22 protein-coding genes, 1 tRNA gene and 1 pseudogene are annotated in these 25,847 nt (G+C 64.8%); 10 read left to right on the top strand and 14 right to left on the bottom strand.

Going from position 1 to position 25,847, the window contains the following annotated elements:
- Positions 1–11: 11 nt before the first annotated feature.
- The 5 genes from ACT6Q8_RS23380 to ACT6Q8_RS23360 all read right to left on the bottom strand — a co-directional run bounded on the left by ACT6Q8_RS23380 (position 12) and on the right by ACT6Q8_RS23360 (position 4,654).
- Positions 12–1,169: an ABC transporter permease gene (locus ACT6Q8_RS23380; protein ID WP_444734990.1), complete on the bottom strand. Its 1,158-nt coding sequence runs from the start codon at positions 1,167–1,169 to the stop codon at positions 12–14.
- Positions 1,166–1,852: an ABC transporter ATP-binding protein gene (locus ACT6Q8_RS23375; RefSeq protein WP_444734991.1), complete on the bottom strand. Its 687-nt coding sequence runs from the start codon at positions 1,850–1,852 to the stop codon at positions 1,166–1,168. The genes ACT6Q8_RS23380 and ACT6Q8_RS23375 overlap by 4 nt, the downstream gene beginning before the upstream one ends.
- Positions 1,853–1,909: 57 nt before the next feature.
- Positions 1,910–2,983 carry an efflux RND transporter periplasmic adaptor subunit gene (locus ACT6Q8_RS23370; RefSeq protein ID WP_444734992.1) on the bottom strand — a complete coding sequence of 358 codons (1,074 nt, stop codon included), beginning with the start codon at positions 2,981–2,983 and terminating at the stop codon, positions 1,910–1,912.
- Positions 2,984–3,248: 265 nt separating this feature from the next.
- Positions 3,249–3,707: a GNAT family N-acetyltransferase gene (locus ACT6Q8_RS23365; protein ID WP_444734993.1), complete on the bottom strand. Its 459-nt coding sequence runs from the start codon at positions 3,705–3,707 to the stop codon at positions 3,249–3,251.
- Between the two features lie 215 nt (positions 3,708–3,922).
- The gene (locus ACT6Q8_RS23360) at positions 3,923–4,654 is read right to left on the bottom strand and encodes a peptidase (protein ID WP_054166648.1); all 732 of its coding nucleotides are present in this window, start codon (positions 4,652–4,654) and stop codon (positions 3,923–3,925) included.
- Positions 4,655–4,983: 329 nt separating this feature from the next.
- Here ACT6Q8_RS23360 and ACT6Q8_RS23355 point away from each other — a divergent pair, with 329 nt between their 5' ends.
- A complete protein-coding gene (locus tag ACT6Q8_RS23355; protein ID WP_444734994.1) occupies positions 4,984–5,799 on the top strand; it encodes a phasin family protein in 816 nt (271 codons plus the stop codon).
- 914 nt (positions 5,800–6,713) lie between these two features.
- Here ACT6Q8_RS23355 and ACT6Q8_RS23350 read toward each other — a convergent pair.
- The 3 genes and pseudogenes from ACT6Q8_RS23350 to ACT6Q8_RS23340 form a co-directional block, all read right to left on the bottom strand.
- Positions 6,714–7,031 (bottom strand): annotated as a pseudogene (locus ACT6Q8_RS23350) (DUF6438 domain-containing protein); the annotation flags it as partial.
- A gap of 537 nt (positions 7,032–7,568) precedes the next feature.
- Complete coding sequence (locus tag ACT6Q8_RS23345) at positions 7,569–8,165, bottom strand: class I SAM-dependent methyltransferase (RefSeq protein WP_054166645.1); 597 nt, start codon at positions 8,163–8,165, stop codon at positions 7,569–7,571.
- Between the two features lie 225 nt (positions 8,166–8,390).
- Positions 8,391–10,307, bottom strand: coding sequence for an ABC-F family ATP-binding cassette domain-containing protein (locus ACT6Q8_RS23340; RefSeq protein ID WP_054166644.1), 1,917 nt, complete (start codon positions 10,305–10,307; stop codon positions 8,391–8,393).
- A 139-nt stretch (positions 10,308–10,446) separates the two neighbouring features.
- Here ACT6Q8_RS23340 and ndk point away from each other — a divergent pair, with 139 nt between their 5' ends.
- The gene (ndk, locus tag ACT6Q8_RS23335; RefSeq protein WP_054166643.1) at positions 10,447–10,869 is read left to right on the top strand and encodes a nucleoside-diphosphate kinase; all 423 of its coding nucleotides are present in this window, start codon (positions 10,447–10,449) and stop codon (positions 10,867–10,869) included.
- 196 nt (positions 10,870–11,065) lie between these two features.
- Here the strand turns inward: ndk and rnd are convergent, their stop codons facing one another.
- Complete coding sequence (gene rnd / locus ACT6Q8_RS23330) at positions 11,066–12,217, bottom strand: ribonuclease D (RefSeq protein WP_054166642.1); 1,152 nt, start codon at positions 12,215–12,217, stop codon at positions 11,066–11,068.
- 134 nt (positions 12,218–12,351) lie between these two features.
- On the opposite strand from rnd, the gene ACT6Q8_RS23325 reads away from it, so the two are divergent.
- Both ACT6Q8_RS23325 and aspS read left to right on the top strand, forming a co-directional pair.
- A complete protein-coding gene (locus tag ACT6Q8_RS23325; protein WP_444734995.1) occupies positions 12,352–13,140 on the top strand; it encodes a substrate-binding periplasmic protein in 789 nt (262 codons plus the stop codon).
- 124 nt (positions 13,141–13,264) lie between these two features.
- Positions 13,265–15,082: an aspartate--tRNA ligase gene (gene aspS / locus ACT6Q8_RS23320; RefSeq protein ID WP_444734996.1), complete on the top strand. Its 1,818-nt coding sequence runs from the start codon at positions 13,265–13,267 to the stop codon at positions 15,080–15,082.
- 82 nt (positions 15,083–15,164) lie between these two features.
- Here aspS and ACT6Q8_RS23315 read toward each other — a convergent pair whose 3' ends face one another.
- Genes ACT6Q8_RS23315 through ACT6Q8_RS23300 form a run of 4 tightly spaced genes read right to left on the bottom strand, consistent with a single transcriptional unit; the run spans position 15,165 to position 18,628 of the window.
- Complete coding sequence (locus tag ACT6Q8_RS23315) at positions 15,165–15,683, bottom strand: SixA phosphatase family protein (protein ID WP_444734997.1); 519 nt, start codon at positions 15,681–15,683, stop codon at positions 15,165–15,167.
- Positions 15,680–16,690, bottom strand: a complete 1,011-nt coding sequence (locus tag ACT6Q8_RS23310; protein ID WP_054166638.1) for a site-specific tyrosine recombinase XerD — start codon at positions 16,688–16,690, stop codon at positions 15,680–15,682. Before ACT6Q8_RS23310 ends, ACT6Q8_RS23315 begins: the two co-directional genes overlap by 4 nt.
- Before the next feature lie 5 nt (positions 16,691–16,695).
- The gene (locus ACT6Q8_RS23305) at positions 16,696–18,468 is read right to left on the bottom strand and encodes a hypothetical protein (RefSeq protein ID WP_444734998.1); all 1,773 of its coding nucleotides are present in this window, start codon (positions 18,466–18,468) and stop codon (positions 16,696–16,698) included.
- The gene (locus ACT6Q8_RS23300; RefSeq protein ID WP_156344455.1) at positions 18,452–18,628 is read right to left on the bottom strand and encodes a hypothetical protein; all 177 of its coding nucleotides are present in this window, start codon (positions 18,626–18,628) and stop codon (positions 18,452–18,454) included. The genes ACT6Q8_RS23305 and ACT6Q8_RS23300 overlap by 17 nt, the downstream gene beginning before the upstream one ends.
- Positions 18,629–18,848: 220 nt before the next feature.
- Here ACT6Q8_RS23300 and ACT6Q8_RS23295 point away from each other — a divergent pair, with 220 nt between their 5' ends.
- The 5 genes from ACT6Q8_RS23295 to ACT6Q8_RS23275 all read left to right on the top strand — a co-directional run bounded on the left by ACT6Q8_RS23295 (position 18,849) and on the right by ACT6Q8_RS23275 (position 24,202).
- On the top strand, positions 18,849–19,406 hold the full coding sequence (locus tag ACT6Q8_RS23295; RefSeq protein ID WP_054166636.1) for a shikimate kinase: 558 nt from the start codon (positions 18,849–18,851) through the stop codon (positions 19,404–19,406).
- Between the two features lie 27 nt (positions 19,407–19,433).
- On the top strand, positions 19,434–20,555 hold the full coding sequence (gene aroB, locus ACT6Q8_RS23290) for a 3-dehydroquinate synthase (RefSeq protein ID WP_444734999.1): 1,122 nt from the start codon (positions 19,434–19,436) through the stop codon (positions 20,553–20,555).
- 122 nt (positions 20,556–20,677) lie between these two features.
- Positions 20,678–21,538, top strand: coding sequence for a flagellar motor stator protein MotA (motA, locus tag ACT6Q8_RS23285; protein WP_054166634.1), 861 nt, complete (start codon positions 20,678–20,680; stop codon positions 21,536–21,538).
- Between the two features lie 314 nt (positions 21,539–21,852).
- Positions 21,853–23,508, top strand: a complete 1,656-nt coding sequence (locus ACT6Q8_RS23280) for a long-chain fatty acid--CoA ligase (protein ID WP_444735000.1) — start codon at positions 21,853–21,855, stop codon at positions 23,506–23,508.
- Between the two features lie 193 nt (positions 23,509–23,701).
- On the top strand, positions 23,702–24,202 hold the full coding sequence (locus ACT6Q8_RS23275; protein ID WP_444735001.1) for a hypothetical protein: 501 nt from the start codon (positions 23,702–23,704) through the stop codon (positions 24,200–24,202).
- Between the two features lies 1 nt (position 24,203).
- Here ACT6Q8_RS23275 and ACT6Q8_RS23270 read toward each other — a convergent pair whose 3' ends face one another.
- Complete coding sequence (locus ACT6Q8_RS23270; protein WP_444735002.1) at positions 24,204–25,442, bottom strand: peptidoglycan-binding protein; 1,239 nt, start codon at positions 25,440–25,442, stop codon at positions 24,204–24,206.
- Positions 25,443–25,625: 183 nt separating this feature from the next.
- On the opposite strand from ACT6Q8_RS23270, the gene ACT6Q8_RS23265 reads away from it, so the two are divergent.
- A tRNA-Gln gene (locus ACT6Q8_RS23265) sits at positions 25,626–25,700 on the top strand.
- Positions 25,701–25,847 lie beyond the last annotated feature (147 nt).

The raw sequence follows: 25,847 nt of genomic DNA, 5'->3' as shown, positions 1-25,847 counted from the left end.
GCCCCCTGTCCTTACTGCCGACCGAGCGCGGTCACGATATTCAGCCGCAGCGCGTTCCAGGCCGGAATGATCCCGGTCAGAAGGCCCAGGGCCAGCATGATGGCGATGCCCAGCGCCACGAAGTCCGACGACAGGGCCAGGCCCGGAAAACCCACCGCCTTGCGCATCAGATGCAGCAGCAGGGCGGCCACGCCCAGGGCCGGAAGACCGCCCAGCAGCGACAGCATCAGCGATTCGCCCAGCACCATCTTGAAGATGCGGCCCGACGGGAAGCCCAGCGTCTTCATGACGCCGATCTCCTTGGTCCGTTCGCGTACCGCCATGACCATGGTGTTGCCCACGATCATCAGGATGGTGATGAAGGCCGCCCCCACCACCAGCGTCACGATCAGCGTGATATTGCCCAGCTGACCCACGAAGGCCTGATTGAAGGCCTTCTCCGTGTCGGTCGCCGTTTCGGCGGGGGAGTTGGCGAACATCTCGTCAATCGCCTTCGATACGGCGGTATTCTGGGCCTTGTCAGCCGTCTCGATGACGATCCAGCCCACCGTATCCTGGCCAAAGGTCACCGATTCGTTGAAATAGGCGTGGTGGAAGAAGGTGACATTGGTGCCCGCATCCTCCCGCGCCGGTTCCAGGATGCCGACAATGGTGAAATCCCAGGTCTGCTTGCCGGTATTCTTGTTGGTGTAGATGTTGGAAGAGAGCGGGATGCGGTCACCCAGCTTCCAGCCCTGCTGATCCGCCGTCTTGCGCCCGACCAGCAGGCCCGTACGGTCGGTCATGAAGGCCGCGCGTTCTTCCGGCGTCAGGGTGAATTCGCTGGCAAAGACATCCAGATAGAATTCCGGGTCGATGGCGAAGGTCACGACTTGGTTCTTGCCATCCTGGTAATAGCCGCCGAACCAGTTGGCATAGGTGGCGCGGGCCACCCCGTTCACCGCGCGGATACGCTCCACATAGGCGACGGGCAGGGGCTGGGTGAAGTTGATCTTGTTGATGGTGACCAGCCGGTTCTCACCAGCCCCGCCACCGATGCTGTTGAAGCCGTTCTGCACACCGGCCAGCACGCCGAAGATCAGGAAGGCGAAGAAGATCGCCACCAGCATCAGGATCGCGCGCAGTTTCCGGCTGAACAGATTGGCCAGGATCAGGGAGAAATCCGTCATGCCGCCACCTGCTCGACGAAGCGGCCCTTGTCCAGATGCAGGACGCGGTTGGCATAGCGCGCGGCCTCCGGGTCATGGGTGACCATGATGATGGTCTTGCCCATTTCCTTGTTCAGAAGCTGGAGCATGGACAGGATCTCGTCCGCCGTCTTGCGGTCCAGATCGCCCGTCGGCTCGTCGCAGAGCAGCATCTTGGGGTCGGCCACGATGGCACGCGCGATGGCAACGCGCTGCTGCTGACCGCCCGACATTTCGCGGGGGAAATGCTTGGCCCGTTCGGCCAGGCCGACGATCTGCAGTGCGGTTTCCACCCGGCGCTTGCGTTCATCGCCCCCCAGGCTGGTCAGCAGCAGGGGCAGTTCGACATTGCGGGCGGCGTTCAGAGCCGGCATCAGATTGTAGAACTGGAAGATGAAGCCGACATTGGCGGCCCGCCAGCCCGACAACTGCCCCTCACTCATCTGGTCCAGGCGCTGCCCGGCGAAGGTGATGCTGCCGGCGGTGGCGCGGTCAATGCCGCCCAGCAGGTTCAGCAGCGTGGTCTTTCCCGAGCCGGAGGGCCCCATGATAGCGATGAAGTCGCCTGCCTCGATGGTCATGTCCAGATGGTCGAAGATGGTGATGGTCTCACGCCCCTTCACGAAGCGCTTGGCCCCACCCTGGATGCTGATCAGTGCTGTCATGGTATTCCCCCAGTTGCCGGCCATTCCCGAAGCCGGTTGAATATCGATGAAACAGGTTCAGTTGCCCGCCGGACGCGCGTCCAGGAAAGTGACCTTGGCCCCCATGTCGGGCAGCACGCGGCCATCACGCTGTTCCAGCTTGATACGGACCTTGATGGTCGCCTTGTCGCGGTTGGCACGCGGAACCACGGCGATGACGCTGGCCGGGATTTTCCAGTCGGGATAGGCGTCCAGCACCGCCTCCACCTTCTGGCCGCTGCGGACGCGGCCGATATTGGCCTCGTTCACGTCCACCTCCACCTCCAGGCTGTCCATATCGACCAGGGTACAGACACCAGTACGGGTAAAGCCGCCCGACGACATGGGGGAGATGATTTCCCCCGGCTGCGCATTCTTGTCGATGACAACGCCGTTGAAGGGCGCGCGCACGATATGGCGATCGACCGTTTCCGTCTGCCGGGCCACGGAAATGCGCGCAATTTCCAGATCGGCCCTGGCTCCCTTCAACTGGGCACGCAGGGTTTCGGCGCGGGCCTGGGCGCGGGTCAGTTCGGCTTCCGACGCGTTGGACGCCCTGGATAGCGACGCGGTGCGGGTTAGGATTCGTTCGGCATCGCGCAGATCGGCGGAGAAACCTTCGATCTGCGCCTGGGCCGCAGTTACGCGCGCCTTGGAAAGCTCCAGGTCGATGCCGGCCAGCGTGGCGTCCAGCCGGGCTAACTCCTGGCCCTTGGTCACCACCATGCCTTCATCGACCAGCACATCCTGTACCCGTCCCGTGATCTCTGCTGAAACCGTGGCCGTGCGCCGCGCCACGATATAGCCCGACGCCACCAGCGTGTTGGTGGGACGTGGTGTGGCCGCGGGTGCCGCGGCAGATGCACCGCCGCTTGCAGGTGCTGTGGCCTGCGCACCCGATGCCGCCACCTTGGCCGGGGCAGCGGCTTCCTTGCCCCCCAGCAGGGCCGGGCCATAGACGCCACCTGCAACACCCAGGGCTAGCAAGGCCACCACACCCACCCCCTTGGCCCAGCCCGGCAGACCGGATCGGGGCGGGGCCATCCCCGCCGCCGGCATATCCGCCGGGCGGTCGATGGTCAGGGAGCGCAGCAGGTCACGTTTATCGGTCATCGTTGTTTTCCGTCCAGCATCCAGACATTCCCCGCCGGCATGCGGCGTGGCGATAAGGGTGGGGCGGCTTGGATATCGGTAAAGGGGGCGGTCTTTTCACGGTCGATTACGCGAAACGGGTTCGCGGTTTCGTGAAACGGACCGGCCCGCCGGACAGGGCTCCCCCGACCCTTCCGGCGGGCAGCAGCCTAACATGGTTACCGCGCGAACCAAAGGGGAACGACAGCGCTGTCGAAAATCATCGGCACTGATGGAAGGGATGCGGTCAGGGCTTCATCTTGACCGTGTACTGCACCATCTGGTCGGGACCGCCAGCGACGCTGTCATAAAGGGCGCGGGCCGGCTCATTGCCCCTGCCCGTGGTCCAATAGACGCGGGCCCACTGGTTCTCCTCCGCCATGGCAATGATACGCTTCAGCATGGCGCGCCCCACACCGCGCCGGCGGTGGCTGGCGGCCACGAACATGTCGGCCAGATTGCAGAAGGGGTGCAGGGTCCAGGCATTGTCATGCAGGACCAGATGGCAGAAACCGATGCCGTTGCCCTGTTCGTCACGGGCGATCAGCCCCCGCATGGAGGATGCGGGGTCCAGCAGCCGGGCCCAGATGACATCCGTGGTCAGTGGCTGAACAATGACATCATACCGTGTCTGATAGGCGGCCCAGTTACGGCGCCAGCCTTCTTCGTCCTGCGAAGCGGGTGGAACGATGGTGAAATCCGTCACGGCCACGGACTCCCGTTAACTATATCTATGGTGGTAAACTACGCTTTCGGCGTGTTCAGGTTCAAGTTTTATGCACGCCCATGGCGTGGTCCGCCATCTGATTGCGCTGTCGGGCAATCATCCGCACATGCATGTATGCAGGCCTTTGACGGCCCTGCCCGGCCCGCCGCTGTCGGTGACCGGCGGCGGGCTGGGGGTACGGGCGAATCGGCTGCTTATTTCTGATCGGGCAGCAGCGTATCCATCCAGGGGCCGTTGGGCAGGCGGTTGGCCAGATCGGTGATGTGCTTGTTCCACCAATGGCGCTGTTCGACCAGATGATCATAGTCGAACTGATCCTCCCGCCATTTGCGGTCGGACGGGTGGTAGGTCAGCACATCAATAGGATAGCCGACATCGGCGGAGGAATAGCGCGTGCTGTCGAAGGACAGATAGGCCAGTTTCAGCGCCATCGTCATGGTCGTGTCATGCTTCAACGCGCGGTCCAGGATCGGCTTGCCATAGGTGGTGGCGCCGATGGACAGATAGGGCGTGCGCTCATCCACCTCGATCCAATTGCCCTCTGGATAGATCAGGAACATGGTCGGTTCCTCATCCTTGGACAGTTGGCCGCCGATGATGGCATGCAGGTTGAACTTCAGGTTCGACGCCTCCAGCGCCTCCTTGTCCTCCTTGGCGACCGTGCGCAGGCAGCGGGCAAAGGCGTTGGCCGCGTCCAGCATGGTGGGAAACGGCTTGGCTTTCTTGTCCGCCATTTCCCGGCGCAGATAGGCCAACGTCTTGTCGCGGACGGAGCGCAGGCCCGAGGTCATGACGAAGAACTGCTCCTTGCCGTTCTTCATCAAGGTGACCTTGCGCGCCGCCGTCACCTGGGTGCCGGCGGTGATGCGGCCATCGGCCAGGGCGATCAGCCCATCCTTGATCTTGATGCCGAGACAATAGGTCATGGGCCAGCGGCTCCGGGTGCGATGCGGAAGGGCCGGCATCCTGTCATGCCCACCCCCACCCGCGAAACCAAAAAGCGAACATCCCCGCCGCGACGGCACGGCATGTGCGGGCGGGCCACGGACCCTATCCGAATGGACGGGCGTCATTTTTGTTGCACTGCACAAAAGCGCCTTGACTCATCTCCATCGCGCCGATATATCTATCCACATGCTGCATTGCAGCACGTCCAGGTCCAGGCCGACAGGCCCGCGACGGGACAATGAGGCGGCGACCGGTGCCGGGGCTGCACCAGCGGACCGGCAACGACAGAGCGCGAAGGAGATAGCATATGGCAACCCGCACGCCGAAGGGGCCCGTGGCTGGCACGACGCCCAAGAAAGTCGTTGCGAAGCCTACGGTGGTTCCGCCGGCTGAAAAGATTACAGAAGCTCCTGTGGCCCCCGCGCCCGTGGCGGTCGAAACGCTGACCCCGGTTGTCGCGCATGCGGTGGAGGAGGTGAAGACCGCCCCCGCTGAAGCAGCGCCGACGCCTGTGGCCGCAGAGACCCCGGTGGCCGTGGCCCCCGAGGTGCCGAAGGCAGCTGCGCCCAAGGCGGCAGTGAAGCCGGCGGCGCCCAAAGAAGCGAAATCGGCGGCCCCCAAGGCCGCCCCTGCCTCCGCCCCGACCCCGGAAGCGGTGGCCGCCCCGGCCGTTCCAGCGGCCATTGAACCCGCCGCTCCTGCGGCAAAAGACGTTGTCCAGGCTGTCGCCTATACCAAGGAAAAGGTGGAAAAGATGAGCAAGCAGGTTTTCGCCACGTTCGAAGATGTCGTCGGCTTCCAGAAGGAGAATGTGGAGGCTTTCGTGGCTTCTTCCACGATCCTGTCCAAGGGCTTTGAAGCCCTGTCGAAGGAAATCGCCGCCTTCACCCAGGCCCAGTATGAGCAGTCGGTCGCGACCACCAAGGCCCTGTTCGCCGTGAAGTCGGTGAAGGAACTGGTCGACCTGCAGACCGAATTCGCCAAGTCCTCCTTCGACGCCATCGTCGCCGAGGCCACCAAGGTCTCCGAAGCCGGCATCAAGGTCGCCAACGAGGCCGCCGAGCCGATCACCGCCCGCGTCAACGCGACGGTCGAAAAGCTGTCGAAGCTGAAGGCCGCCTGATACGGCGCCTCACAGGCCTTTTGAATTCGCGGACGGGGCGCTGGCAACAGCGCCCCGTTTTGCGTTCGGGGACATCAATGAATACCGTGTGCGTCCAGCCATTCCAGGGTGGCGGGAAGGGGCTTTTTGGTGGCGGCCTTGCGCAGCGCGCTCGCGGTACCGTCGCGTCCGCGCGGGTCTATGCCGGCCTCCAGCAGGGTCAGGATGGTGGCGTCATGGCCGATATCGAGATTGTGATAGCCATTGTCGTCGGGCGGCAGGCGCGGCTGCGGTCCGTTTGACAGCAGGTATCGCGCTACTTTCAGGCTGGACAGGGCAGCATGGTCCACATAGCGATAGCCGTCCATTTCCGGTCGGTCCAGCTTGACGCCACGCCGCAGCAGTTCCTGTGTGCATTCCAGGAGTTGCGTTTCCTCCGCCCCGCTGACCTGGCTTGCGCTTGGCCAGGACATGATCGAGCATTTTTCAGGAGAGGAAACCACCTGCTCCGGCGGCCAGTAGGGCTGCTCGATCCCAGCGGCGTCAAGAGCGCGGATAATATCGGGATTGGTCAGCCTGAACCGTTGGAGAAAGGGGGGAGGGGTCCGTTTCACCCATCCTTTCGCCTGCATCCTGCTGAACAGGTCGGGCAGGTTATCCCGCAACGACATCATCAGCAGGGCCTGACCCAGCGGCAGATTTCCTATAGGGCTGTCTGACCAGAAATTCAGTCCGTTTGCGTCCACGACCTGATCCAGTGGCAGGTCCTGATCGACCAAGCCAATCAGGACCTGCGCGTTACCCGTGCGGATCATTTCCTGCGCCAGCGCCAAGACCGTCGGCGAGGCTAAGTCAGTTCCGGATGTCACCAGGAAAGGAACCGTCCCGGGGTCACCTTTCACCCAACGCACCGTGCCGGTGGTATCATCAATCGCGTTCGCCAGATCATTGAATATGGCAGGGCGGCCCAGTTCCTCGCTGTAGGTGCTGCTGTACACAGTTTTTTCCAGCTTGCCGATCCTGAGCCAAAGGGTCGTGTAGCCCTGATGGGGAAAGCGCATATCGTATCGATCACGCATGGCCAAAAACCGGGCCTGCCGAAAACGCTCCACCAGTTCCTGGACCTTGGAAGGCGGGATGCTGGTCTTGAACTTGCCTGACAATGCCGTGGAATGACCGCTGAAAACCACCGTGCCGGCTCCCGTGATCCAAACATCGTAAATGGAGCAGCCCAGACAACGGGCACGGCGCATGCCGATTTCTACATCGTCCCACTGTTTGATGCCCGGGAAGGCCGGTGGGTTCGGCAGCCAATCCTCTACCCGGACCATGGAACGGGGAAAACACAACCTGCCGGCGGCCATGACGGGGGCGCCCTGCCAGGTGACGGGCCGGAAGCGCAGGCCTTTTGCCAGTTCCAGCATCCTGTCCCTGTCCTTGCGCCAGATGTCCTGGGTTGTTGGCTCGGGTGGCGGCGGCGGCCTGTCCCCCGCCCATCGTGACGAGAGTTGGGTGCCCGGCAGGACCCGGCCTTCCCGGTCGATGTCCACCTTGACGCAGAATGAATAATGCGCCTGTTCGATTGGCCAGCCATTTTCCAGATGGCCGAGCATGATCTCTTCGCTGACACCCAACCGTTGCGGCACCCAGGCCTGTGCGGGGTGTGCGTTTGCCAAGCAGATGGCCACAAGTAACCCCGCCAGAACCCGCATGCGGCTTCTCCACCATTCCCGACCAGAGCCAGGATGCCATGCGGGGTCGTCTATGCAAGCGGTTGTGTGGCGGTAACCCTATTCCCGCCAGAACCGCCAGACGCTGGCCGGCGGGATATTGGCGATGGTGAAGCCAACGCGGCGGCCCTTTAGGCTCAGCGCCCGGCGCTTCACTGGGGAACGGGCGGAATAGGTGTAGGAATAGAAGGCGCGGCCCGGCGGCATAATGTCGAAGATGGCGTCGACGATGCGGCCCTGATCCTCTGCCGGGATCAAGATCATCGGCAGGCAGACCAGGACCGTGCCCACCTTGCCCTTCACATCATCGGGCAGCATGGTGCGGATATCGGCCACGTCGCCTTCCAGCACATGGATGCCGGGATAATGCCGGCGCAGATAATCCGCCAGCTCGGGGTCGCGCTCGACGGTGTAGAGCTTGTCGGCGGGCACACCCGCTTCCAGGATGGCGCGGGTCACCGATCCGGTGCCGCCACCAAACTCCACCACCACCTCGTCCGGTCCGCGTGTGATCTGTTCGGCCATCAGGCGCGACAGGGACGGGGCGGATGGGGTGATGGACGCCATGCTCAGCGGATTGGCCAGCCAGCGCTTGAAGAACAGCCAGGCGGCGCTGGCGTCTTGATGCGTGCGGACCGTGGCGTGGCGATGGATCATTCTGTCAACCTGACGGTGATACCAGCATCAGACATGGCATGCCCAATGCCGCAATGCAACGACAGCCCCGTGACAAGCCTGGGATGTCTCGCCGCATCTGCTTGCAGGCTGGCGACTGCCAGCCCGGCGCTCATGCGCCGAAAGCCAAGCCCGCGGATGCGGGCGCCCGGCGATTGAGGGAACACGACATCTCCCTGGGTCGGGCACGATCAAGGGAGATTGGGCCTATACCCCGCCCGCCGCCAGCGCCGTTTCCATCTGTTCGGACAGGTCCAGCCATTCCATTTCCACGCCCTCCAGGTCGTTGGCGACGGAACCCAGCTCAATCTGCAACTTCGACACCTTGTCCGACGGCCCTTCATAAAGCTTGGGATCGGCCAGTTTGGCCTCCAGCTCCGTCTTGCGCTTGGTCAGGGTGGCCATTTTCTTCTCAAGCGCCTCGATCTGCCGGCGCAGCGGGGCCAGTTGCTGACGCAACTCTGCCGCTGCCCGGCGTTCGTCCTTGCGCGCATCGCGCCCGCCGGACTTGTCGGCGGCAGTACCCCCGCCGACGCCAGCGGCAGCCGCGCGCTCTGCCCGGCTTTTCTCCAGCAGCAGGCGCTTGTAATCGTCCAGGTCGCCCTCGAACGGCTTGCAGGTGCCGTCATTTACCAGCCACAGGCGGTCGGCGGTCAGCTCCACCAGATAAGGGTCGTGGCTGATGACGATCACCGCGCCTTCATACTCGTTCAGCGCCTCGACCAGCGCCTCGCGGCTGTCGATATCCAGATGGTTGGTCGGTTCGTCCAGCATCAGGATATGCGGCGCGTCGCGGGTCATCATGGCCAGCAGCAGCTTGGCCTTCTCCCCGCCCGACAGGCTGCTGATCTTGGTATCGGCCTTGGGCTGGGTAAAGCCGAAGCGGCCCAGATGCGACCGCGCCTGCCCCTCCAGTGTACCCGCCGGCATCACCGACTGCATCTGTTGCAGGGCCGTCCAACCCAGGTTCAGCTCATCTGACTGATGCTGTGCAAAATAGCCGACACGCAGCTTGCTTGAGCGGAACATCTCCCCGCCCATGGTGCCCAGGCGACCGGCCAGCAGCTTGACCAGCGTCGACTTGCCATTGCCGTTGGCGCCCAAGAGCGCGATGCGGTCATCGGCATCGATGCGCAGGCCCAGCTTTCGCAACACCACCCGGTCGCCATAACCGACGGAAACATCGTCCAGCCGGATCAGCGGCGGGGCCAGTTCGTCGGGCGAGGGGAAGTTGAAATTGACGGGCGTGTCGTCAATGACCTGGATGCGCGGGCCCAGCCGTTCAATCGCTTTCAGTTTCGATTGCGCCTGGGTGGCCTTGCTGGCCTTGGCGCGGAACCGGTCCACGAAGGCCTGCAGGTGCGCGCGCTGGGCGTCCTGCTTGGCGGCCTGGGCCTTGGCATGCTCCATCCGCATGGTGCGGACCTGCACGAACTGATCGTAATTGCCGCCATAGGCGGTCAGCTTCAACTGATCCAGATGCACGATGCTGGTCGGTACGCGGTTCAGCAGGCCGCGATCATGGCTCACGATCAGCATCGTGTGCGGGTAGTTGCGGAGGTACTCCTCCAGCCAGAGGGTCGCTTCCAGATCCAGATGGTTGGTCGGCTCGTCCAGCAGCAGCAGGTCGGGTTCGGCAAACAGCACGCCGGCCAGCGCCACACGCATGCGCCAACCGCCGGAGAAATCCGAACAGGGCCGCCGCTGTGCGTCGGCATCAAAACCCAGGCCCGACAGAATGCGCGCGGCGCGCGCCTCTGCCGAATGGGCCTGGATATCGGACAGGCGGTGATGGATTTCCGCGATGCGCAACGGATCGGTCGCTGTCTCCGCCTCGGCCAGCAACGCGGTGCGTTCAGTATCGGCGGCCAGCACGGCATCGATCAGCGACATCTCGCTGCCCGGCGCTTCCTGTTTCACCCAACCCATCTTCAGGCCGGTGGGCAGGGTGATGGACCCGGCATCGCCCTGCACCTCGCCGGCAATCAGGCGCAGCAGGGTGGATTTGCCCGTGCCGTTCCTGCCCACCAGCGCCACACGGTGGCCGGCGGGGATGGTGACAGAGGCCTGATCCAGCAACAGGCGGCCGGCGATGCGATAGGTGAGGTCGGTGATCTGCAGCATGATGCCCGCCCCATAGCATAAAGCGGACAGGTGCAGAAGCGGGACGCATACATGGCCCGCCGGATTCGGCGTTGCGGCGCGGAAAGTCCCCCTGTATAAGCCGCCGCAGTTTCAAGCCTTATGTCTTATGGAGATACCCATGGCTGTCGAACGGACGCTGTCGATCGTCAAGCCCGACGCGACCCGCCGCAACCTGACCGGCAAGATCAACGCCCGCTTCGAAGAAGCCGGCCTGCGCATCGTTGCCCAGAAGCGCGTCTGGCTGTCCAAGCAGCAGGCCGAGCAGTTCTACGACGTTCACCGCGAGCGTCCGTTCTTCGGCGAGCTGGTGTCCTTCATGATCTCCGGCCCGGTGGTCGTGCAGGTTCTGGAAGGTGAGAACGCTGTGGCTCGCAACCGCGAGATCATGGGCGCCACCAACCCGGCCAACGCCGCCGCCGGCACGATCCGCAAGGACTTCGCCGAGAGCATCGAGGCGAACTCCGTCCATGGCTCCGACAGCCTGGACAACGCCAAGATCGAGATCGCCTACTTCTTCGCAGGTACCGAGATCGTCGGCTGATTCAGCCACGGTTGACGGTTCCGACAGGAACGCGCATCTGAAGAAAACCGCCGGGGGAAACCTCGGCGGTTTTTCTTTTTGGCGGTAAAGCGTAGGTCAGGTCGCGGCAGAAGCCGCGCCCTGACAGGTATATGGATCGAAGGCCTACTCTGTCAGGGCTCGCCTTTGGCTCGACCTGACCTACGCTGGATCACCGTTACGGGAGATCGACGATCTTCACTTTCTTGCCCGCGATGGCAAGCGCCAGCTTTCCCTGTTTCAACCGCAGGGCGGCGTCGCCGAACAGGTCGCGGCGCCAGCCTTTCAGGGCCTGGACATCGGCCTTGTCGTCGCCGGCGATGGCTTCCAGGTCAGCGGCGTTGGCGACAAGGCGGCTGGCCACGTCATTGTCGTCACAGACCATTTTCAGCAGCACGCGCAACAGCTCGACGATGGGGGCGATGCCAGGCGCGGGTTCCACGCGCGGCTCCCCCCGGGGCAGGGCGCTGTCGGGGATGGCCTGGGCCGTCTTGATGGCGGCCAGGATTTCCGTACCGTAACGGCCCTGCGCCATGCCGGCACCCAGCCCGCGCGTGCGGCCCAGATCATCGACATTGCTGGGCGCATGAGCGGCGATTTCCATCAGCGCCTCATCCCGCAGCACGCGGTTGCGCGGCAGGTTCTTGCGCTGCGCCTCCCGTTCGCGCCAGGCGGCGACCTCTTTCAGGATGGCCAGGAAGCGCGGCTTCTCGGTGCGGACCTTGAGGCGCTTCCAGGCATCTTCCGGTTCGGTGCGGTATGTGGCCGGATCGGTCAGGATGGCCATTTCATCGGCCAGCCAACCTTCGCGCCCCGTGCGGGTCAGCTTGGCGCGGATCTTCTCATAGGCCGGGCGCAGATGCGTGACGTCGGACAGTGCGTAATGCAGCTGCCGGTCGGTCAGGGGGCGATGCGACCAGTCGGTGAAGCGGCTGGATTTGTCGATGCGGGCCGGCGTCAGCTTGGTGATCAGCGTCTCATACCCGACCGAATCGCCAAAGCCGCAGACCATGGCCGCGACCTGCGTGTCGAACAGCGGGGCCGGCACCTGACCCGTCAGGTTGACGAAGATTTCCAGGTCCTGGCGGGCCGCATGGAAAACCTTCAGCACCTTTGGGTCGGCCAGCAATTCATACAGCGGCGACAGGTCGATACCGGGGGCCAGTGGGTCGATGGCGGCGGCCTCATCCGGGCCAGCCACCTGAACCAGGCACAGTTCGGGCCAGTAGGTTTTTTCCCGCATGAATTCCGTATCGACGGTGACGTACTCGGCGTCACGGATACGTTCTATGAAGGCGGACAGGGCGTCGGTGGTGGTGATCAAGCTCATGGCCGGATGTGATACAACACGCCATCGCCGCTGTCGAATGCGGATATCCGGCAATCCGGCATGCAGATTGATAACCGGCCCCCGCCGGGACGGTATATAATGCCGCGCAGGACGACGTTGAAAGGACGTTGACCGTGAACAGGCGGGGATCAGGCGATGCAGTGGCCGCCCCCATGCCGGTCTCTGGCCGGCGTGATGTTCTGGTCTGTGCCGTCGGTCTGCTTATCGCCGGCACCGCCCATGCCGCCGAGCCGCCCTGGCTGGTCTATTGCAGCAACGATTTCCCACCCTATTGCTGGGCCGACCCCGTGAAGGGAGCGGTGGGCATGGATGTGGAGATCGTCCGCGCCCTGCTGCAACGCGCCCGCGCGCCCTACATCATTGAACAGATGGCCTGGTCACGGGCGATTGTGGGGCTGGAGCAGGCGCGGTGCGATCTGCTGTTCGGTATGGTGGCAACGCCGGAGCGGCGGCGGGATTACCACCTTGTCGGGTCGTTCCGGGATGGGGAGATCGCCTTTGCCGTGCGCGCCGACAGCGTCCTGACCTTCAACACGCTGGATGATCTGCAGGGCCTGACCATCGGCACGGCCCTTCGCAATTCCTATGGCTCCGATTTCGACCGCGCCACCCATTTCAGCCGCGATCCGGCCCGCAACGATGAACTGTCCCTGCTGAAACTGGCGGCCGGCCGGGTCGACATGGTGGTGGGGGATCGTTTCGCCCTGGAATGGAAGGCGCGGCACCTCGGCGTGGCCGATCAGGTGCGGTTGTTGCCCAAGCCGTTGGTCGTGTCGCCGCATTATATTGGCCTTCCTTTCAACCGGTCGGACAAGGCGGCCCGGCTGGAGGCGGCGCTGATGGCGTTGCGGGTTGAAGGGGCCATCGATGCGATTGTTCAGCGCTGGCGGGAAACCGGGTAGCAGCACATCGCTTGCCGGCCTTGACAAGCAAGGCCCGTCCGGTGTGGTGTGCGCGACAAGTGCCGGAGGCTTTGCCGCCGGTGTCCCCTTTCTGTTGCCTGTTCGCATCTGGGATCGATCCGCCATGCACGCCTATCGCTCGCATAATTGTGGCCAACTCCGCCTGGACCATGCCGGTCAGACCGTCCGCCTGTCCGGCTGGATCAACCGCAAGCGCGACCATGGGCAGTTGCTGTTCGTCGATCTGCGCGACCATTTCGGCATCACGCAGCTGGTCGTCGACACATCCTCCCCGCATTTCAAGGTGCTTGAAGGTCTGCGCCTGGAATCGGTGGTGACCATCACCGGTGAAGTGGTGGCCCGCACGGGCGAGACGGTGAACGAGAATCTGCCCACCGGCCATATCGAGGTGGTGGTGCGCGACGTGTCGGTGCAGTCTGCCGCCGACCCGCTGCCCTTGCAGGTCAATAGCGAGCAGGATGCCGGCGAGGAACTGCGCCTGCGCTACCGCTTCCTGGACCTACGCCGCGAGAAGATGCAGAAGAACATCCTTCTGCGCTCCAACGTCATCGCGTCGGCCCGCCGCCGCATGATCGAGCAGGGGTTTGTCGAGTTCCAGACCCCGATCCTGACGGCCAGCAGCCCGGAGGGTGCGCGCGACTTCCTGGTGCCGAGCCGCAACCATCCCGGCAAGTTCTACGCCCTGCCGCAGGCGCCGCAGCAGTTCAAGCAGCTGCTGATGGTGTCGGGCTTCGACCGGTATTTCCAAATCGCCCCCTGCTTCCGTGACGAAGACAGCCGCGCCGACCGTTCGCCGGGTGAGTTCTACCAGCTCGATTTCGAGATGAGCTTCGTCACCCAGGAAGACGTGTTCGCCGCCATTGAGCCGGTGATCCACGGCATTTTTGAGGAATTCAGCAGCTTCACGGGCACCAAGCGGGCCGTGTCCCCGTACCCGTTCGTGCGCATTCCGTACGCTGAATCCATGCTGAAATACGGCAATGACAAGCCTGACCTGCGCAACCCGCTGCTGATCACCGACGTGACGGAAGTGTTCAAGCGCGACGATGTGGAGTTCAAGGCCTTCAAGGGCGTGATCGAGAAGGGCGGCGTCGTCCGCGCCATCCGCGCGCCCTCGGTCAGCGACCGTCCGCGCAGCTTCTTTGACAAGCTGAACGACTGGGCCCGTGGCCTGGGTGCGCCCGGCTTGGGCTATATCCTGTTCGAAGCGGCCGGCGGCAAGGGCCCCATCGCCAAGTTCGTGCCGGAAGCAGCCCAGGCGGCCTTGCGTGAGTTGGTGGGTCTGAAGGATGGCGATGCCGTTTTCTTCGTCTGCGATCAGGTCGGCCCCGCCGCCAAGCTGGCCGGTCTGGCCCGCACCAAGATTGCTGAGGAATTGGACCTGATCGAGAAGGACACCTACAAGTTCTGCTGGATCGTCGATTTCCCGATGTTCGAATATGACGAAGAGCGTAAGAAGATCGATTTCAGCCACAACCCGTTCTCCATGCCGCAGGGCGGGCTGGACGCGCTGCTGAACCAGGACCCGCTGACCATCAACGCCTATCAGTACGACATCGTCTGTAACGGGGTTGAGCTGTCGTCCGGCGCCATCCGTAACCACAAACCGGAGATTATGTACAAGGCGTTCGAGATCGCCGGATATCCGCCGGAGGTTCTGGAAGCCAAGTTCGGCGGCATGCTGTCGGCCTTCAAGCTGGGCGCCCCGCCGCACGGCGGTTCGGCCCCCGGTATCGACCGCATGGTCATGCTGCTGGCCGACGAGCCGAACATCCGCGAGGTCATCGTCTTCCCGCTGAACCAGCGCGCCGAAGATCTGCTGATGCAGGCCCCCAACGCCACCACGCCGGATCGGCTGAAGGAACTGCACATCAAGCTGGACCTTCCCAAGCCGAAGATCACGACGGCGGACCCCGCCTGAGAATGAAAAAGCCCGCCTCCAACGAGGCGGGCTTTTTTGTTGGGCGGGGCACTGCCGCAATCGTCTCCCCGGCCTGCGCGCCTTATTCGGCCAGAGGGCAGTTGCTCTCCACCCCATACCGCTCAATCCGCAGCGTCTTCTCCGCCACGTCCCAGCGGTACAACCGACCAAAGGCGCATTCCGGCAGGTCGGGGACGGCTGGGCCGCCCAGAGCCTTGATGATGGCGGGCACAGTGTTGGAATGGCCAACCACCAGCGCCACCTGACCCGGTTTCAGGGCTGCCAGCTTCTCCGCCGTCATGCGGATATGGGCCGGCATATCGCCGGGCGGGATGGGCACCACTTCCGGCGTCACGCCCAGGGCTGCCGCTGTGGGTGCGGCGGTGTCGCGGGTGCGGCGTGCGTGGCTGGTCAGGATCATCGCGGGCGGGGTGGCGCGCAGCAGGCTGGCCAGGGCCTGGGCGCGGGCCTGGCCGTCCGGGGTCAGGCCGGGATCGGTTTCCGTCGCCTTCTCCGCGTGGCGGACCAGCACCACCTCCTGCGCCAAGGATGGCAGGGACAGGGCGACGGTCAGGGCCAGGGCGGCGAAGAGACGGATCATGCCTTTGCCTTTCGTTTGGCCGACAGGGGGTGATGCTGTTCCACCGCCTGTTTCAGGCGCTCGCCCACGACATGGGTGTAAATCTGCGTCGTGCCGATATCGGCATGGCCCAGCATCTTCTGCACTGAGCGCAGGTCGGCGCCATGATCCAGAAGGTGGGTGGCGAAGCAATGGCGCAGGACATGGGGGCTGACCTTGGCGGGGTCCAGCCCGGCGCGGATGGCCAGTTCCTTCAGCAATTGCCCGAACCGCTGCCGGGTCAGGATTCCGGCGGTGGCGCGCGAGGGGAAAAGATAGGCCTGCTGCTTGCCTTCCCGTCCCTTGGTCATGAAATAGGGCCGGTCGGGCAGATATGCTGCGATGGCGTCGCGGGCCGGGGCCGACAAGGGCACCAGCCGTTCCTTGCCGCCCTTGCCGCGCACGATCAGGGCGCGGGCGTCACGGGTGAGCGCGTTCATGGGCAGGCCCACCAGTTCCGACACGCGCAGGCCCGTGGCGTACAGCACCTCCAGCAGGGCATTCAGCCGCCGCCCCTCCGGCGCACCCAGCGCTGCCGCCGCCGTCAGCATGGCGGCGACGTCGCCTTCCGACAGGATCTTGGGCAGGGACCGGCCCTGTTTGGGCGTATCCAGCACGCTGGCCGGGTCCTCCGCCCGGTGCCCTTCCGACACCAGGAATTTGTAATACTGGCGCAGGGCCGACAGGCGGCGCGCTACGGTCTTTGCTGCTGATGCATCCTTGATGCGGGTGGCGGCCAGATGTTCCAGATATGCCCGCAGATCATCGCTGCTGGCCTGATCCAAGCCGGGCCGCTTGGCCTGTGTCAGGAACGACGCCACATCCGTCAGGTCGCGGCGATAGGCATCGCGCGTGTTGGGGCTGGCGGCGCGTTCGGCCACCATCATGTCCAGAAAGGCATCGACCCAGGGCGGCGGCGGGGCAGGGGCCTTGCGGGGCCGGCCCGGCCGTGCCTTTGCCGCCCCTGCTGTGGCCGCTGCCCCCGCCATCCTGGTCACGCCCCCGGCCGCAGCAGGCCGGCAATCGCCTCCGCCCCGATCTGGCGGGCCTGATCGGACAGGCCGGCGCGGGTCAGATCGGTCAGGATGGCAGCAAGATCGAAGGCCGGCGTGCCCACGGCCCCGTCACTGCCCAGTGCCGTAACGGCGTCCAGCAGAACCGCCCCCTTCACCTGACCCGGCGGGGCGCCGCCATCGGCCAGCGGCGGCAGGGGCGCATCCTTGCCGCCATGCAAGGCGGTCAGCAGGATCAGCACCTCTTCCGCCTTGTCGCGGGCGGTATCGCCACCCAGGTCGCGGACCCAGCGGGCGCGGTCAAAGTCCGTCTCCCGCAGCAATCCATGGGCGGCGGCCAGCGGCCAGAGCCGGGCAAAGGCCCCTTCATCTTTCGACGCGTTGAAATCATCGCGCGCCAGATTGATCCAGGGGCCGGCGGCGGTGGCCTCCCCCTGCAACAGATGCAGGCGGGCAACCAGTGGTGCGATGGAGGCGAAACCGACCGTCAGGCGGAATTGCCGCGCCTCTTCCAGCAGCAAAGCGCCGTAAGCGCCCGCCTGCTGTTCGGTGGAACTGGCCAGCATCGCCACCTTGAACAGCCCGGCCTTGGCGGCGGGCGTCGGTTCGGCGCGCAGGGCCTTCAGCAACTGCGCCCGCAGCAGCGGCGTCGGCTTCTTGGCGGCGGCCACGGTCAGGGCCTTTGGATCGGCATCGGCCACCGCCTCATAGACCGACAGCAGGCCGGGACCGTCCAGCCCGCCCAGCGCCACAGCGCGTTCGGCGGCGGCCAGACGCTGTGGCACCGGCAGGGTACCAAGCCGCGCCAAGGCGGCCAGCGGGCCGGGGCCGGCGATTTTGGTTTCCGGCGGGAATGGCCGGCCCGACACCAGGATCAAGGCCAGTTGCGTGGGCGTGGGTTCCAGAACGCCCTTCACGGGCGTCTTCACCGCGTTGGCGGCCCCTTCGGCCAGCCGGGCGAACAGGTCGTCCTTGTCGCCCTGTTCGCGCATCAGGTCCAGGCCCAGAAAAACGCCGTCCATCTGTCCATTGGCGATCTGGCAGACGATCTGCCATTTCTGCCAGACGGGATGCTGGAACCGCGACAGCAGGCCCGGCACCTGATCACAGGCCGATTGCCGGTCACCCGTGAAGAAGCGCATCTCCAGCCAGGCCAGCGCCGCCCCTTCATCCTCCAGAACGGCGGGGGCGACATTGCGCAGGGCATCGGCCCCGTCGGCATCGCCGATGCGCAACAGGGCCTCGGTCCGTAGGGCCGCGAAATTCCGGGTCTTTTCCCCGCCACCCAAGCCATCGGCGCTGGTCAGAAGCAAGCCACGGGTCATGTCCCGCAGGGCCGGGCTGGTCAGGCCGGCAGGAATGCCGGCCACCAGCGCCTCCACATCGGCGCGCGGCAGCCCCTGCCACAGATCGGGCGTCAGGCCACCATTGTCGGGGCCCAGCGTACCAGCCAGTTCCGGGTCCTGCGCCTTCAACTCCTCCACCATCACGCCCTTGGGCGAGCGGGCGTCGGGGGTGGGGGCTGCCGCTGCATCCGGGCTGGCGACGGCATCGGGGCCGGCGGCATCGGGTGCGGGGGCCGGATCCGTGGCGGGCGGTGGCGGGAACAGGGAGACAGGGGCGCCTGTGGGGATGGAGGGCACAGGCTCCGCTTGCTGTGCCTGCGCGGTGCCGGCCAGCAGCGTCAGGCCCAGGGCCGCAATTCCACCCAGGGGGCCACCCAGCCGGTGGCGCCGGTTACTTGAAACGGTCATTCGGGATCACCCGTTCCACCGGCTGCGAGGGGGCGGGCAGATCGACGCTGGCCAGCACGGCGAAACCGCCGACACCGACAAGCACAACGACCAGCAGCAGAATCTTCACCAGCATGCTCATGGAAAACAGGTCCCGAACCAGATTGACAGACAGTCGCATGGATAGATGGTCCAGCCATGCGTCGGCGACCAGTGCCGGCTCCGCTTTTCCCTTGGCTCCCAGGGTTGGGTGACCCCACCCCCTCGTGCTATGGAAACGTCCGTTCCGGTGGCCTTGACCCGCACCATAGCGCCCGCGCCATGGGCTGGCAATCACGCCACCATCCGCCATCCCGGTTGTCCCCCGTCTGGGTCTGCCGGCAAGCTGGACCTTGGAGCCCATGTCCGTGACGGTGCTGCCCATCCCCAAGACACTGGTGCTGATCGGCCTGATGGGGGCCGGCAAGACCAGCATCGGCAAGCGCCTGGCCGCCAAGCTGGGCCTGCCCTTCGTCGATGCCGATCACGAGATCGAGCGGGCCGCCGGCTGCACCATCCAGGAAATCTTTGACCGTTTCGGGGAAGCGGGCTTTCGCGACGGCGAACGCCGCGTCATCGCCCGCCTGCTGGACCAGCCGGTGCAGGTCCTGTCCACGGGCGGCGGCGCCTTCATGGATGAGGCGACGCGCCAGACCATCCGCGACCATGGCATCTCCATCTGGCTGCGCGCCGATCTGGATCTGCTGGTCCACCGTACCGCCCGACGCGATCACCGGCCGCTACTGCGCCAGGGCGACCCGCGCGCGGTTCTGGGCCGGCTGATGGATGTCCGTTATCCCGTCTATGCCCAGGCCGACCTGACCGTGGACAGCGACGACAGCCCACCCGACGTCACCACCGACCGCGTCATCGCCGCCCTTCGCCATTGGCTGGGCGATGCCGACAGCACCGCCGCCTGACCGATCCGACAGCATCCGGAACCGACCATGACCCGCCCGAGCACCATCGTCCCCGTCGCCCTGGGCGACCGTTCCTATGACATCCATATCGGGCCGGGCCTGATCCGCAATGCCGGCACCTTGATCCGCGACGCGGTGGGCAACCGCCCGCTGGTGGTGCTGACCGACAGTGCCGTGGCCGAATTGCACCTGTCGCCGCTGCTGGACAGTTTGCGCGCCGCGGGGGCGCGGGTCCTGGACCCGATCGTGGTGCCGTCGGGCGAGGCCAGCAAGGATATGGAAAAGCTGGGCGAGGTGATGGACGCCTTGCTGTCGCGCGGGATTGAGCGCAAGACGGTGCTGGTGGCGCTGGGCGGCGGGGTCGTAGGCGACCTGGGCGGCTTCGCGGCGGCCATTGCCCTGCGCGGCATCGACTTCGTCCAGGTGCCGACCACGCTGCTGTCCCAGGTGGACAGTTCGGTCGGCGGCAAGACCGGCATCAACAGCCGCCATGGCAAGAACCTGATCGGCGCCTTCCACCAGCCGCGTCTGGTGCTGGCCGATACTGACAGCCTGAAGACGCTACCGAAGCGCGAGGTTCTGGCCGGGTACGCGGAGGTGGTGAAATACGGGCTGATCGACCGGCCGGATTTCTTCACCTGGCTGGAGGCCAACGGGAAGGCGCTGGTCGATGGCGACGACGCCCTTCTGACCGAGGCGATCCGGGTTTCGTGCGATGCCAAGGCCGACATCGTGGCCAAGGATGAACGCGAAGGCGGCCTGCGCGAACTGCTGAACCTGGGCCACACGTTCGGCCATGCGCTGGAGGCGGAGGCCGGGTATGGCACGGCCTTGCTGCATGGCGAGTCGGTGGCCATCGGCATGGTCATGGCCTTTGACCTGTCGGTCCGCATGGGCCTGTGCCCCGCCGAGGATCTGGCGCGGGTGAAGGCGCATCTGTCGTCGGTGGGCCTGCCCGTGTCGGCGGCCCATCTGGGCGGTGGTGCCTGGACGGCGGAAAAGCTGGTGGCCCACATGGCCAAGGACAAGAAGGTCAAGGATGGCCGCGTCACCTTTATCCTGGCGCGCGGCATCGGCAAGGCCTTCCGCTGTGCCGATGTGGCGTTGGAGGATGTGAAGGCGGTGCTGGCGGCTTCGCTGGTGGGGTGAGGGCAACACCCACCCCCCAAACCTTCTACAAACCCCATCCCTATGCCGGGTTGGTTTTGCCAAGCCGTTGGTTTACCTTCACCCATCGGTCCAGGGCGGGACCCACCATTCCGGGGTAGCGCATGTTCGCCATCATCGGCCTTGTCGGCGTGTTTTTCTGTGTGTTCGGCGGTTACGTCATCTTCGGCGGCAAGATGGGCATCATCGTTGAGGCCCTGCCGAAGGAGATCATGATCATCGGCGGGTCCGGCCTGTCTTCCTTCCTGATCACCAATTCCACGCACACGGTCAAGGCGTCGGGCAAGGACATCAAGAAGATCTTCGCGGGCTCTCCCTTCCACAAGAAGGAATATATTGAGCTTCTGTCCCTGCTCTATCAGATCCTGAAGACCATGAAGAGCAAGGGTGTGCTGGCCATCGAGCAGCACATCGAAAAGCCGTTGGAAAGCAACATCTTCAACGCTTATCCCGCCGTGATGAAAAGCAACACGACGGTGAAGTTCATCGCCGACTATCTGCGCATGTATTCCATCGGCGTCGATAACCCGATGGAAATGGAAAGCCTGATGGAGGCCGAGATCGACAAGATGAAGCATGAGGACCAGCATTCGTCCCATGCCATCCAGGGTCTGGCCGACGCATTGCCCGCCCTTGGCATCGTGGCTGCCGTGCTGGGCGTGATCAAGACCATGGCCTCGATCTCCGAACCGCCGGAAGTGCTGGGCAAGCTGATCGGCGGCGCGCTGGTCGGCACCTTCATGGGCATCTTCCTGGCCTATTGCCTGGCCGCTCCCATTGCCGGGCGGCTGAAGGGCATCGCGGAAGAGGACAGTCTGTTCTATGGCGTGATCAAGACGGCGGTGGTGGCCCATCTGGGCGGATACGCCCCACAGGTCTCCATCGAAGCAGCCCGAAAAAAGGTGCCCTCGGAATATATGCCTGACTTCAACGAGCTGGAAGAACTCCTCTCCCAGATCAGTTGATAGTGCTCATGCCCCTCAATCGCCGGGCGGGCGCATCCGCGCCCTTGGCTTACGGCGCACGAGCGCCGGGCCGCCAGTCGGCGGCCTCCAAACTGACAAAGTTCAAACCTTTGTCAGTTTGGTGTCAGATCAAAAAACCCGGCCCCGGCAAAGGCGGCCGGGTTTTTTGTTGCTGTGCGGCATGTCTCCGCCATCGGAAAAATTTGGAACAAGCGTTTAAATCCCTCTGGAAACCGGCGTCGGAAAGCCCCAAGCTATCGTCAACAAGACTGTGGAAAACACAGGTGACGGATACGCTTGGGAGGAAGATCCGAATGCTCGCTGGTTTGATGATGGACCGTCCGCTGATGATCATCGGTCTGCTGCGCCATGCCGCGCAGAATTATGCCGATCAGGTGATCACGTCGCGTTTCGCGGGCGAGGCGGCGCACCGCTATACCTGGAAGGATGCCTGGCACCGCACCGCGCGGCTGGCCCATGCGCTGGATACGCTGGGCGTGAAGCCGGGGGACCGGGTGGGCACCCTGGCCTGGAACGATCATCGGCATCTGGAGCTTTATTATGCCCTGCCGGGCATCGGCGCCGTCTGCCACACGGTCAACCCGCGCCTGTTCCCGGACCAGATCACCTATATCGTGAACCATGCCGAGGATCGGTTCCTGTTCGTCGATCCCATGTTCCTGCCGCTGGTCGAAAAGCTGTGGCCTTTCTTCAAGGGGGTCGAAGGCGTGGTGGTGATGACGCGGGCCGAGCTGATGCCGGTCAGCAGCGTGATCCCCAATCTCCATTGCTATGAGACCCTGCTGTCCACACAGCCCGATACCTATGACTGGCCGGAGTTTGACGAGAACACGGCCTGCGGCCTTTGCTATACCTCGGGCACCACGGGCAATCCCAAGGGCGTGCTCTATTCGCACCGTTCCTCAGTCCTGCATGCCTATGGCGTGCTGACGGCGCCGGGGCTGGATGTGCGGGCGGCGTCCAGCATTCTGGTTGTCGTGCCCCTGTTCCATGCCAATGCCTGGGGCTACCCCTATTCCGCCGCCATCGTGGGGGCCAAGATGGTGCTGCCCGGTCCCAAGCTGGACGGCAAAAGCGTCTATGAGCTGATGGAACAGGAACTGGTCACCATCTCCTCTGGCGTGCCCACGGTCTGGCTGGGTCTGCTGGCGCATATGCGCGTCACGGGGGCGAAGTTCAGCAGCCTGAAGAATGTGACGGTCGGCGGTTCCGCCCTGCCGCGCGCCATGCTGGAGGAATTTGAGCTGACCCATGGCGTGGCCTGTGTCCAGGGCTGGGGCATGACGGAACTGTCGCCCGTCGGGTCCGTCGGCGCCCTGTCGCAGGCCGAAGCGGCCCTGCCCGTGGAACAGCAGCATGACGCTAAGCTGCGGGCCGGACGCCCGCTCTATGGTGTGGAAATGCGGGTTATCGGCCCCGATGGCCAGGACCAGCCGCGCGACGGCCATTCCTATGGCGAACTGGTGGTACGCGGGCCGTGGATCACGCGCGGCTATTACAAGGATGACAAGGCCAACGAGAACGCCTTCACGCCCGATGGCTGGTTCAAGACCGGCGACGTGGCGGTGATCAGCGATGACGGCGCCATGAGCATCGTGGACCGCGCCAAGGATGTGATCAAATCGGGCGGCGAATGGATCAGTTCCATCGATCTGGAAAACGCCGCCATGGGCCACCCCTCTGTGCAGGAGGCGGCGGTGGTGGGTGTGCCGCATCCGCGCTGGGTCGAGCGGCCCCTGCTGATCATCGTGCCGCGCGCCGGGCACGAACCGGACAAGGCGGCCTTGATGCGCCATCTGGAAGGCGAGGTGGCGAAATGGTGGTTGCCCGACGACATCGTCTTCGTGCCCGAACTTCCGCATTCGGCCACGGGCAAGCTGCTGAAGACGGAACTGCGCAAGCGGTTCCTGAACCATCCGCTGCCATCCACGGGGGCGGCGGCGGAGTGATACCAACGGTAAAATCCTTTGAACGTTGGTACGGCGGCGGATGCCGCCCCCGGCGATTGAGGGGACATGAAATCATGATGCGTTAGGCGGGAAAAGTGGCATTTCACATCGCGTGACGTGAAGTAGTTCACAGGGGCATCCTGTCATTTAGCGGCTATCGTATCGGGTGTGCGCAACCCAAAATGGCCGCTTCATGAAACCGGACCCTATTGCCGCCCTTATCGGCGCTGTTGACGGCATGCAGACGCGGCTCGCCCAGGCGGGTGACCGCGCCCTGCTGCGTCAGATTGTTGAGGCGGATGCGGCACAGATGCTGGCCGATGTGCCGGCGTCTGCCCGTGGCGTTCTCGTCTCCGCACAGGTGGAGGGCCGGTTGAACGCGGTCCGGCGGTCCCATCCCGATGCCGTCACCCTGCTGATGGGGGAGGATATGCGCACCACGGGTCTGCTGGTCCTGGACTGGCCGGTTCAGGGGCCGGTGACGCTGCTGGAATTCCTGTTCCTGCCGCATCTGCGCGGGCAGGGGCGGGGTGCACGGGTACTGTCGGGTCTGACCACCGTCGCTGACGCACGCAGACAGGTTATCCGCGCTACCCTGTTCTATGACAGCCCGGCCCGCCACCTGCTGTCGCGGGCGGGCTTTACCAAGGTCCGCGACGACGGCATGGAGATCCTGATGGAACGCCGGGTTTAGCCTATCCCTGCCGCAGGCGGCGCAGCAGGGTCTGGCTGGCCTTGCCATCCACGGGCAGGCCCACGGATTTCTGATAGGCGCGGATGGCCGCGACCGTCCGTTTGCCCAGGAACCCGTCGGCCTTGCCCTTCTGCAAGCCCAGCTTGATCAGACGGGTCTGGATTTCGCGCACGCCGGCCTGATCGACGGGGATAGCGCGGGCACCGGTGCCGGCGGCAGCGCCGCTGATCATCGCCGTGACGGGGCTGGCGGCGGCGGTCGGGGCGGCCCCATCCTCATCATCGTCCCCATCCTGGTCACTGCGGGGCAGGACGCCGGACACGGTGGACCGGCGGATAGTGGCGCTGCCCGGTGGGCCGCCCAGCATGCCGGCAGGCGGACCTTCCGCCACTTCCACATTGCGGCCCCCGGCATCCAGGCGGCGCAGGGCCTGACGGGCGCCGGGGTCGCCGGTCTCCGCCGCCTGTCCATACCAGGCCCGCGCGGCATCCAGGTCGGGGGCGCCGTCCACGCCCTGTTCATAGAGCGTGCCCAGCATATAGAGCGCGCGGGCCACCCCGGCATCGGCGGCCTGCTGGAACCAGCGTGCGGCTTCGCCCGTATCCCGCTCCACACCATAGCCTTCGGTGTAGAGCAGGCCCAGATCGAACGCGGCCTCGGCATGGCCCATTTCGGCGGCCTTGCGATACCAGTTGGCGGCCTGCTCCATATCGTCGGGAATGCCAATATCGCCCCGGAACAGCTCTGCCAGGGTCCAGGCGGCATCGGCGTCGCCCTTGGTCGCCGCCTGCCCGTACCAGTAGATGGCGCGGCGCAGATCCTGCGCGCTGGTCGGCGTCTGTGAGGTCAGGGCATCAGCCAGGGCCATCTGCGAATCGGCGTCGCCTTCCCGGGCCTTCCCTTCCAGCGCCTTCAATTCCGGGTCGGTCCCGGCGGGTAGCAGGGCCGGAACCTGCGTGCCGGCAGCCAGGGCGGCCGCCCCCCCGGCAGCGGCTGCCGCCCCGGCGGCGGCGGCACCGGCCTTGCGGCGCGGCTTGCTGGGCGCCGCCGCCGACTTCTTGGGCGCAGTGGTGGCCGGCTTCTTCACGGTGGGTTTCACGGGCTTCTGCACCGTCGGCTTCTTCACCTCCTGCGCCGCAGCGGGGGCCGCGGCGGGCGCCAGTGTCAGGCCCGACAGCAGCAGGGGGGCCAGAAGGGCGGGAACGAATCGGCGCAAGGTGCGAGCGGCGTATTTGGGCATTCTTCGCGTATCCGGGCGGAGCCGGTCTTTCAGCCACAAGAGGTGGTAGGATGAACGCGACACTAACACGATTACCAGCGCCCGCCAGTGCTTACGCAGCAATGGGCGCAGCCTTTCGCGAAGCTATTGCACAGCGATGGCAAACTGACTATGGTGCGCGCCGCCCGTCAGACGGGACAATGTTGGGGCGTCGCCAAGCGGTAAGGCAGCGGTTTTTGGTACCGCCATTCCCAGGTTCGAATCCTGGCGCCCCAGCCACCCCTCTTCCTCCCTATCGCCTGTTATCAAGGTTGGTACGCCGTGGCGTTCCATCTTCCGCATATATGCGACCGGTCATCTTGCGGTTCGGGTCGTTCGGGGGGAAAATCACGGTAGGAGGAATAGATAAAATTTTGTATACTTGTC

The sequence above is a fragment of the Niveispirillum sp. genome (assembly GCF_052437035.1).
GTDB lineage: Bacteria > Pseudomonadota > Alphaproteobacteria > Azospirillales > Azospirillaceae > Niveispirillum.
This window is presented reverse-complemented; position numbering and strand designations above follow the sequence as displayed.

Excerpts from the sequence above, each read along its gene's own strand:
- ACT6Q8_RS23380 (WP_444734990.1), bottom strand. The coding sequence starts at position 1,169 with ATGACGGATTTCTCCCTGATCCTGGCCAATCTGTTCAGCCGGAAACTG.
- ACT6Q8_RS23375 (WP_444734991.1), bottom strand. The coding sequence starts at position 1,852 with ATGACAGCACTGATCAGCATCCAGGGTGGGGCCAAGCGCTTCGTGAAG.
- ACT6Q8_RS23370 (WP_444734992.1), bottom strand. The coding sequence starts at position 2,983 with ATGACCGATAAACGTGACCTGCTGCGCTCCCTGACCATCGACCGCCCG.
- ACT6Q8_RS23360 (WP_054166648.1), bottom strand. The coding sequence starts at position 4,654 with ATGACCTATTGTCTCGGCATCAAGATCAAGGATGGGCTGATCGCCCTG.
- ACT6Q8_RS23355 (WP_444734994.1), top strand. The coding sequence starts at position 4,984 with ATGGCAACCCGCACGCCGAAGGGGCCCGTGGCTGGCACGACGCCCAAG.
- ACT6Q8_RS23345 (WP_054166645.1), bottom strand. The coding sequence starts at position 8,165 with ATGATCCATCGCCACGCCACGGTCCGCACGCATCAAGACGCCAGCGCC.
- ACT6Q8_RS23340 (WP_054166644.1), bottom strand. The coding sequence starts at position 10,307 with ATGCTGCAGATCACCGACCTCACCTATCGCATCGCCGGCCGCCTGTTG.
- ndk (WP_054166643.1), top strand. The coding sequence starts at position 10,447 with ATGGCTGTCGAACGGACGCTGTCGATCGTCAAGCCCGACGCGACCCGC.
- rnd (WP_054166642.1), bottom strand. The coding sequence starts at position 12,217 with ATGAGCTTGATCACCACCACCGACGCCCTGTCCGCCTTCATAGAACGT.
- aspS (WP_444734996.1), top strand. The coding sequence starts at position 13,265 with ATGCACGCCTATCGCTCGCATAATTGTGGCCAACTCCGCCTGGACCAT.
- ACT6Q8_RS23315 (WP_444734997.1), bottom strand. The coding sequence starts at position 15,683 with ATGATCCGTCTCTTCGCCGCCCTGGCCCTGACCGTCGCCCTGTCCCTG.
- ACT6Q8_RS23310 (WP_054166638.1), bottom strand. The coding sequence starts at position 16,690 with ATGGCGGGGGCAGCGGCCACAGCAGGGGCGGCAAAGGCACGGCCGGGC.
- ACT6Q8_RS23305 (WP_444734998.1), bottom strand. The coding sequence starts at position 18,468 with ATGACCGTTTCAAGTAACCGGCGCCACCGGCTGGGTGGCCCCCTGGGT.
- ACT6Q8_RS23300 (WP_156344455.1), bottom strand. The coding sequence starts at position 18,628 with ATGCGACTGTCTGTCAATCTGGTTCGGGACCTGTTTTCCATGAGCATG.
- ACT6Q8_RS23295 (WP_054166636.1), top strand. The coding sequence starts at position 18,849 with ATGTCCGTGACGGTGCTGCCCATCCCCAAGACACTGGTGCTGATCGGC.
- aroB (WP_444734999.1), top strand. The coding sequence starts at position 19,434 with ATGACCCGCCCGAGCACCATCGTCCCCGTCGCCCTGGGCGACCGTTCC.
- motA (WP_054166634.1), top strand. The coding sequence starts at position 20,678 with ATGTTCGCCATCATCGGCCTTGTCGGCGTGTTTTTCTGTGTGTTCGGC.
- ACT6Q8_RS23280 (WP_444735000.1), top strand. The coding sequence starts at position 21,853 with ATGCTCGCTGGTTTGATGATGGACCGTCCGCTGATGATCATCGGTCTG.
- ACT6Q8_RS23275 (WP_444735001.1), top strand. The coding sequence starts at position 23,702 with ATGAAACCGGACCCTATTGCCGCCCTTATCGGCGCTGTTGACGGCATG.
- ACT6Q8_RS23270 (WP_444735002.1), bottom strand. The coding sequence starts at position 25,442 with ATGCCCAAATACGCCGCTCGCACCTTGCGCCGATTCGTTCCCGCCCTT.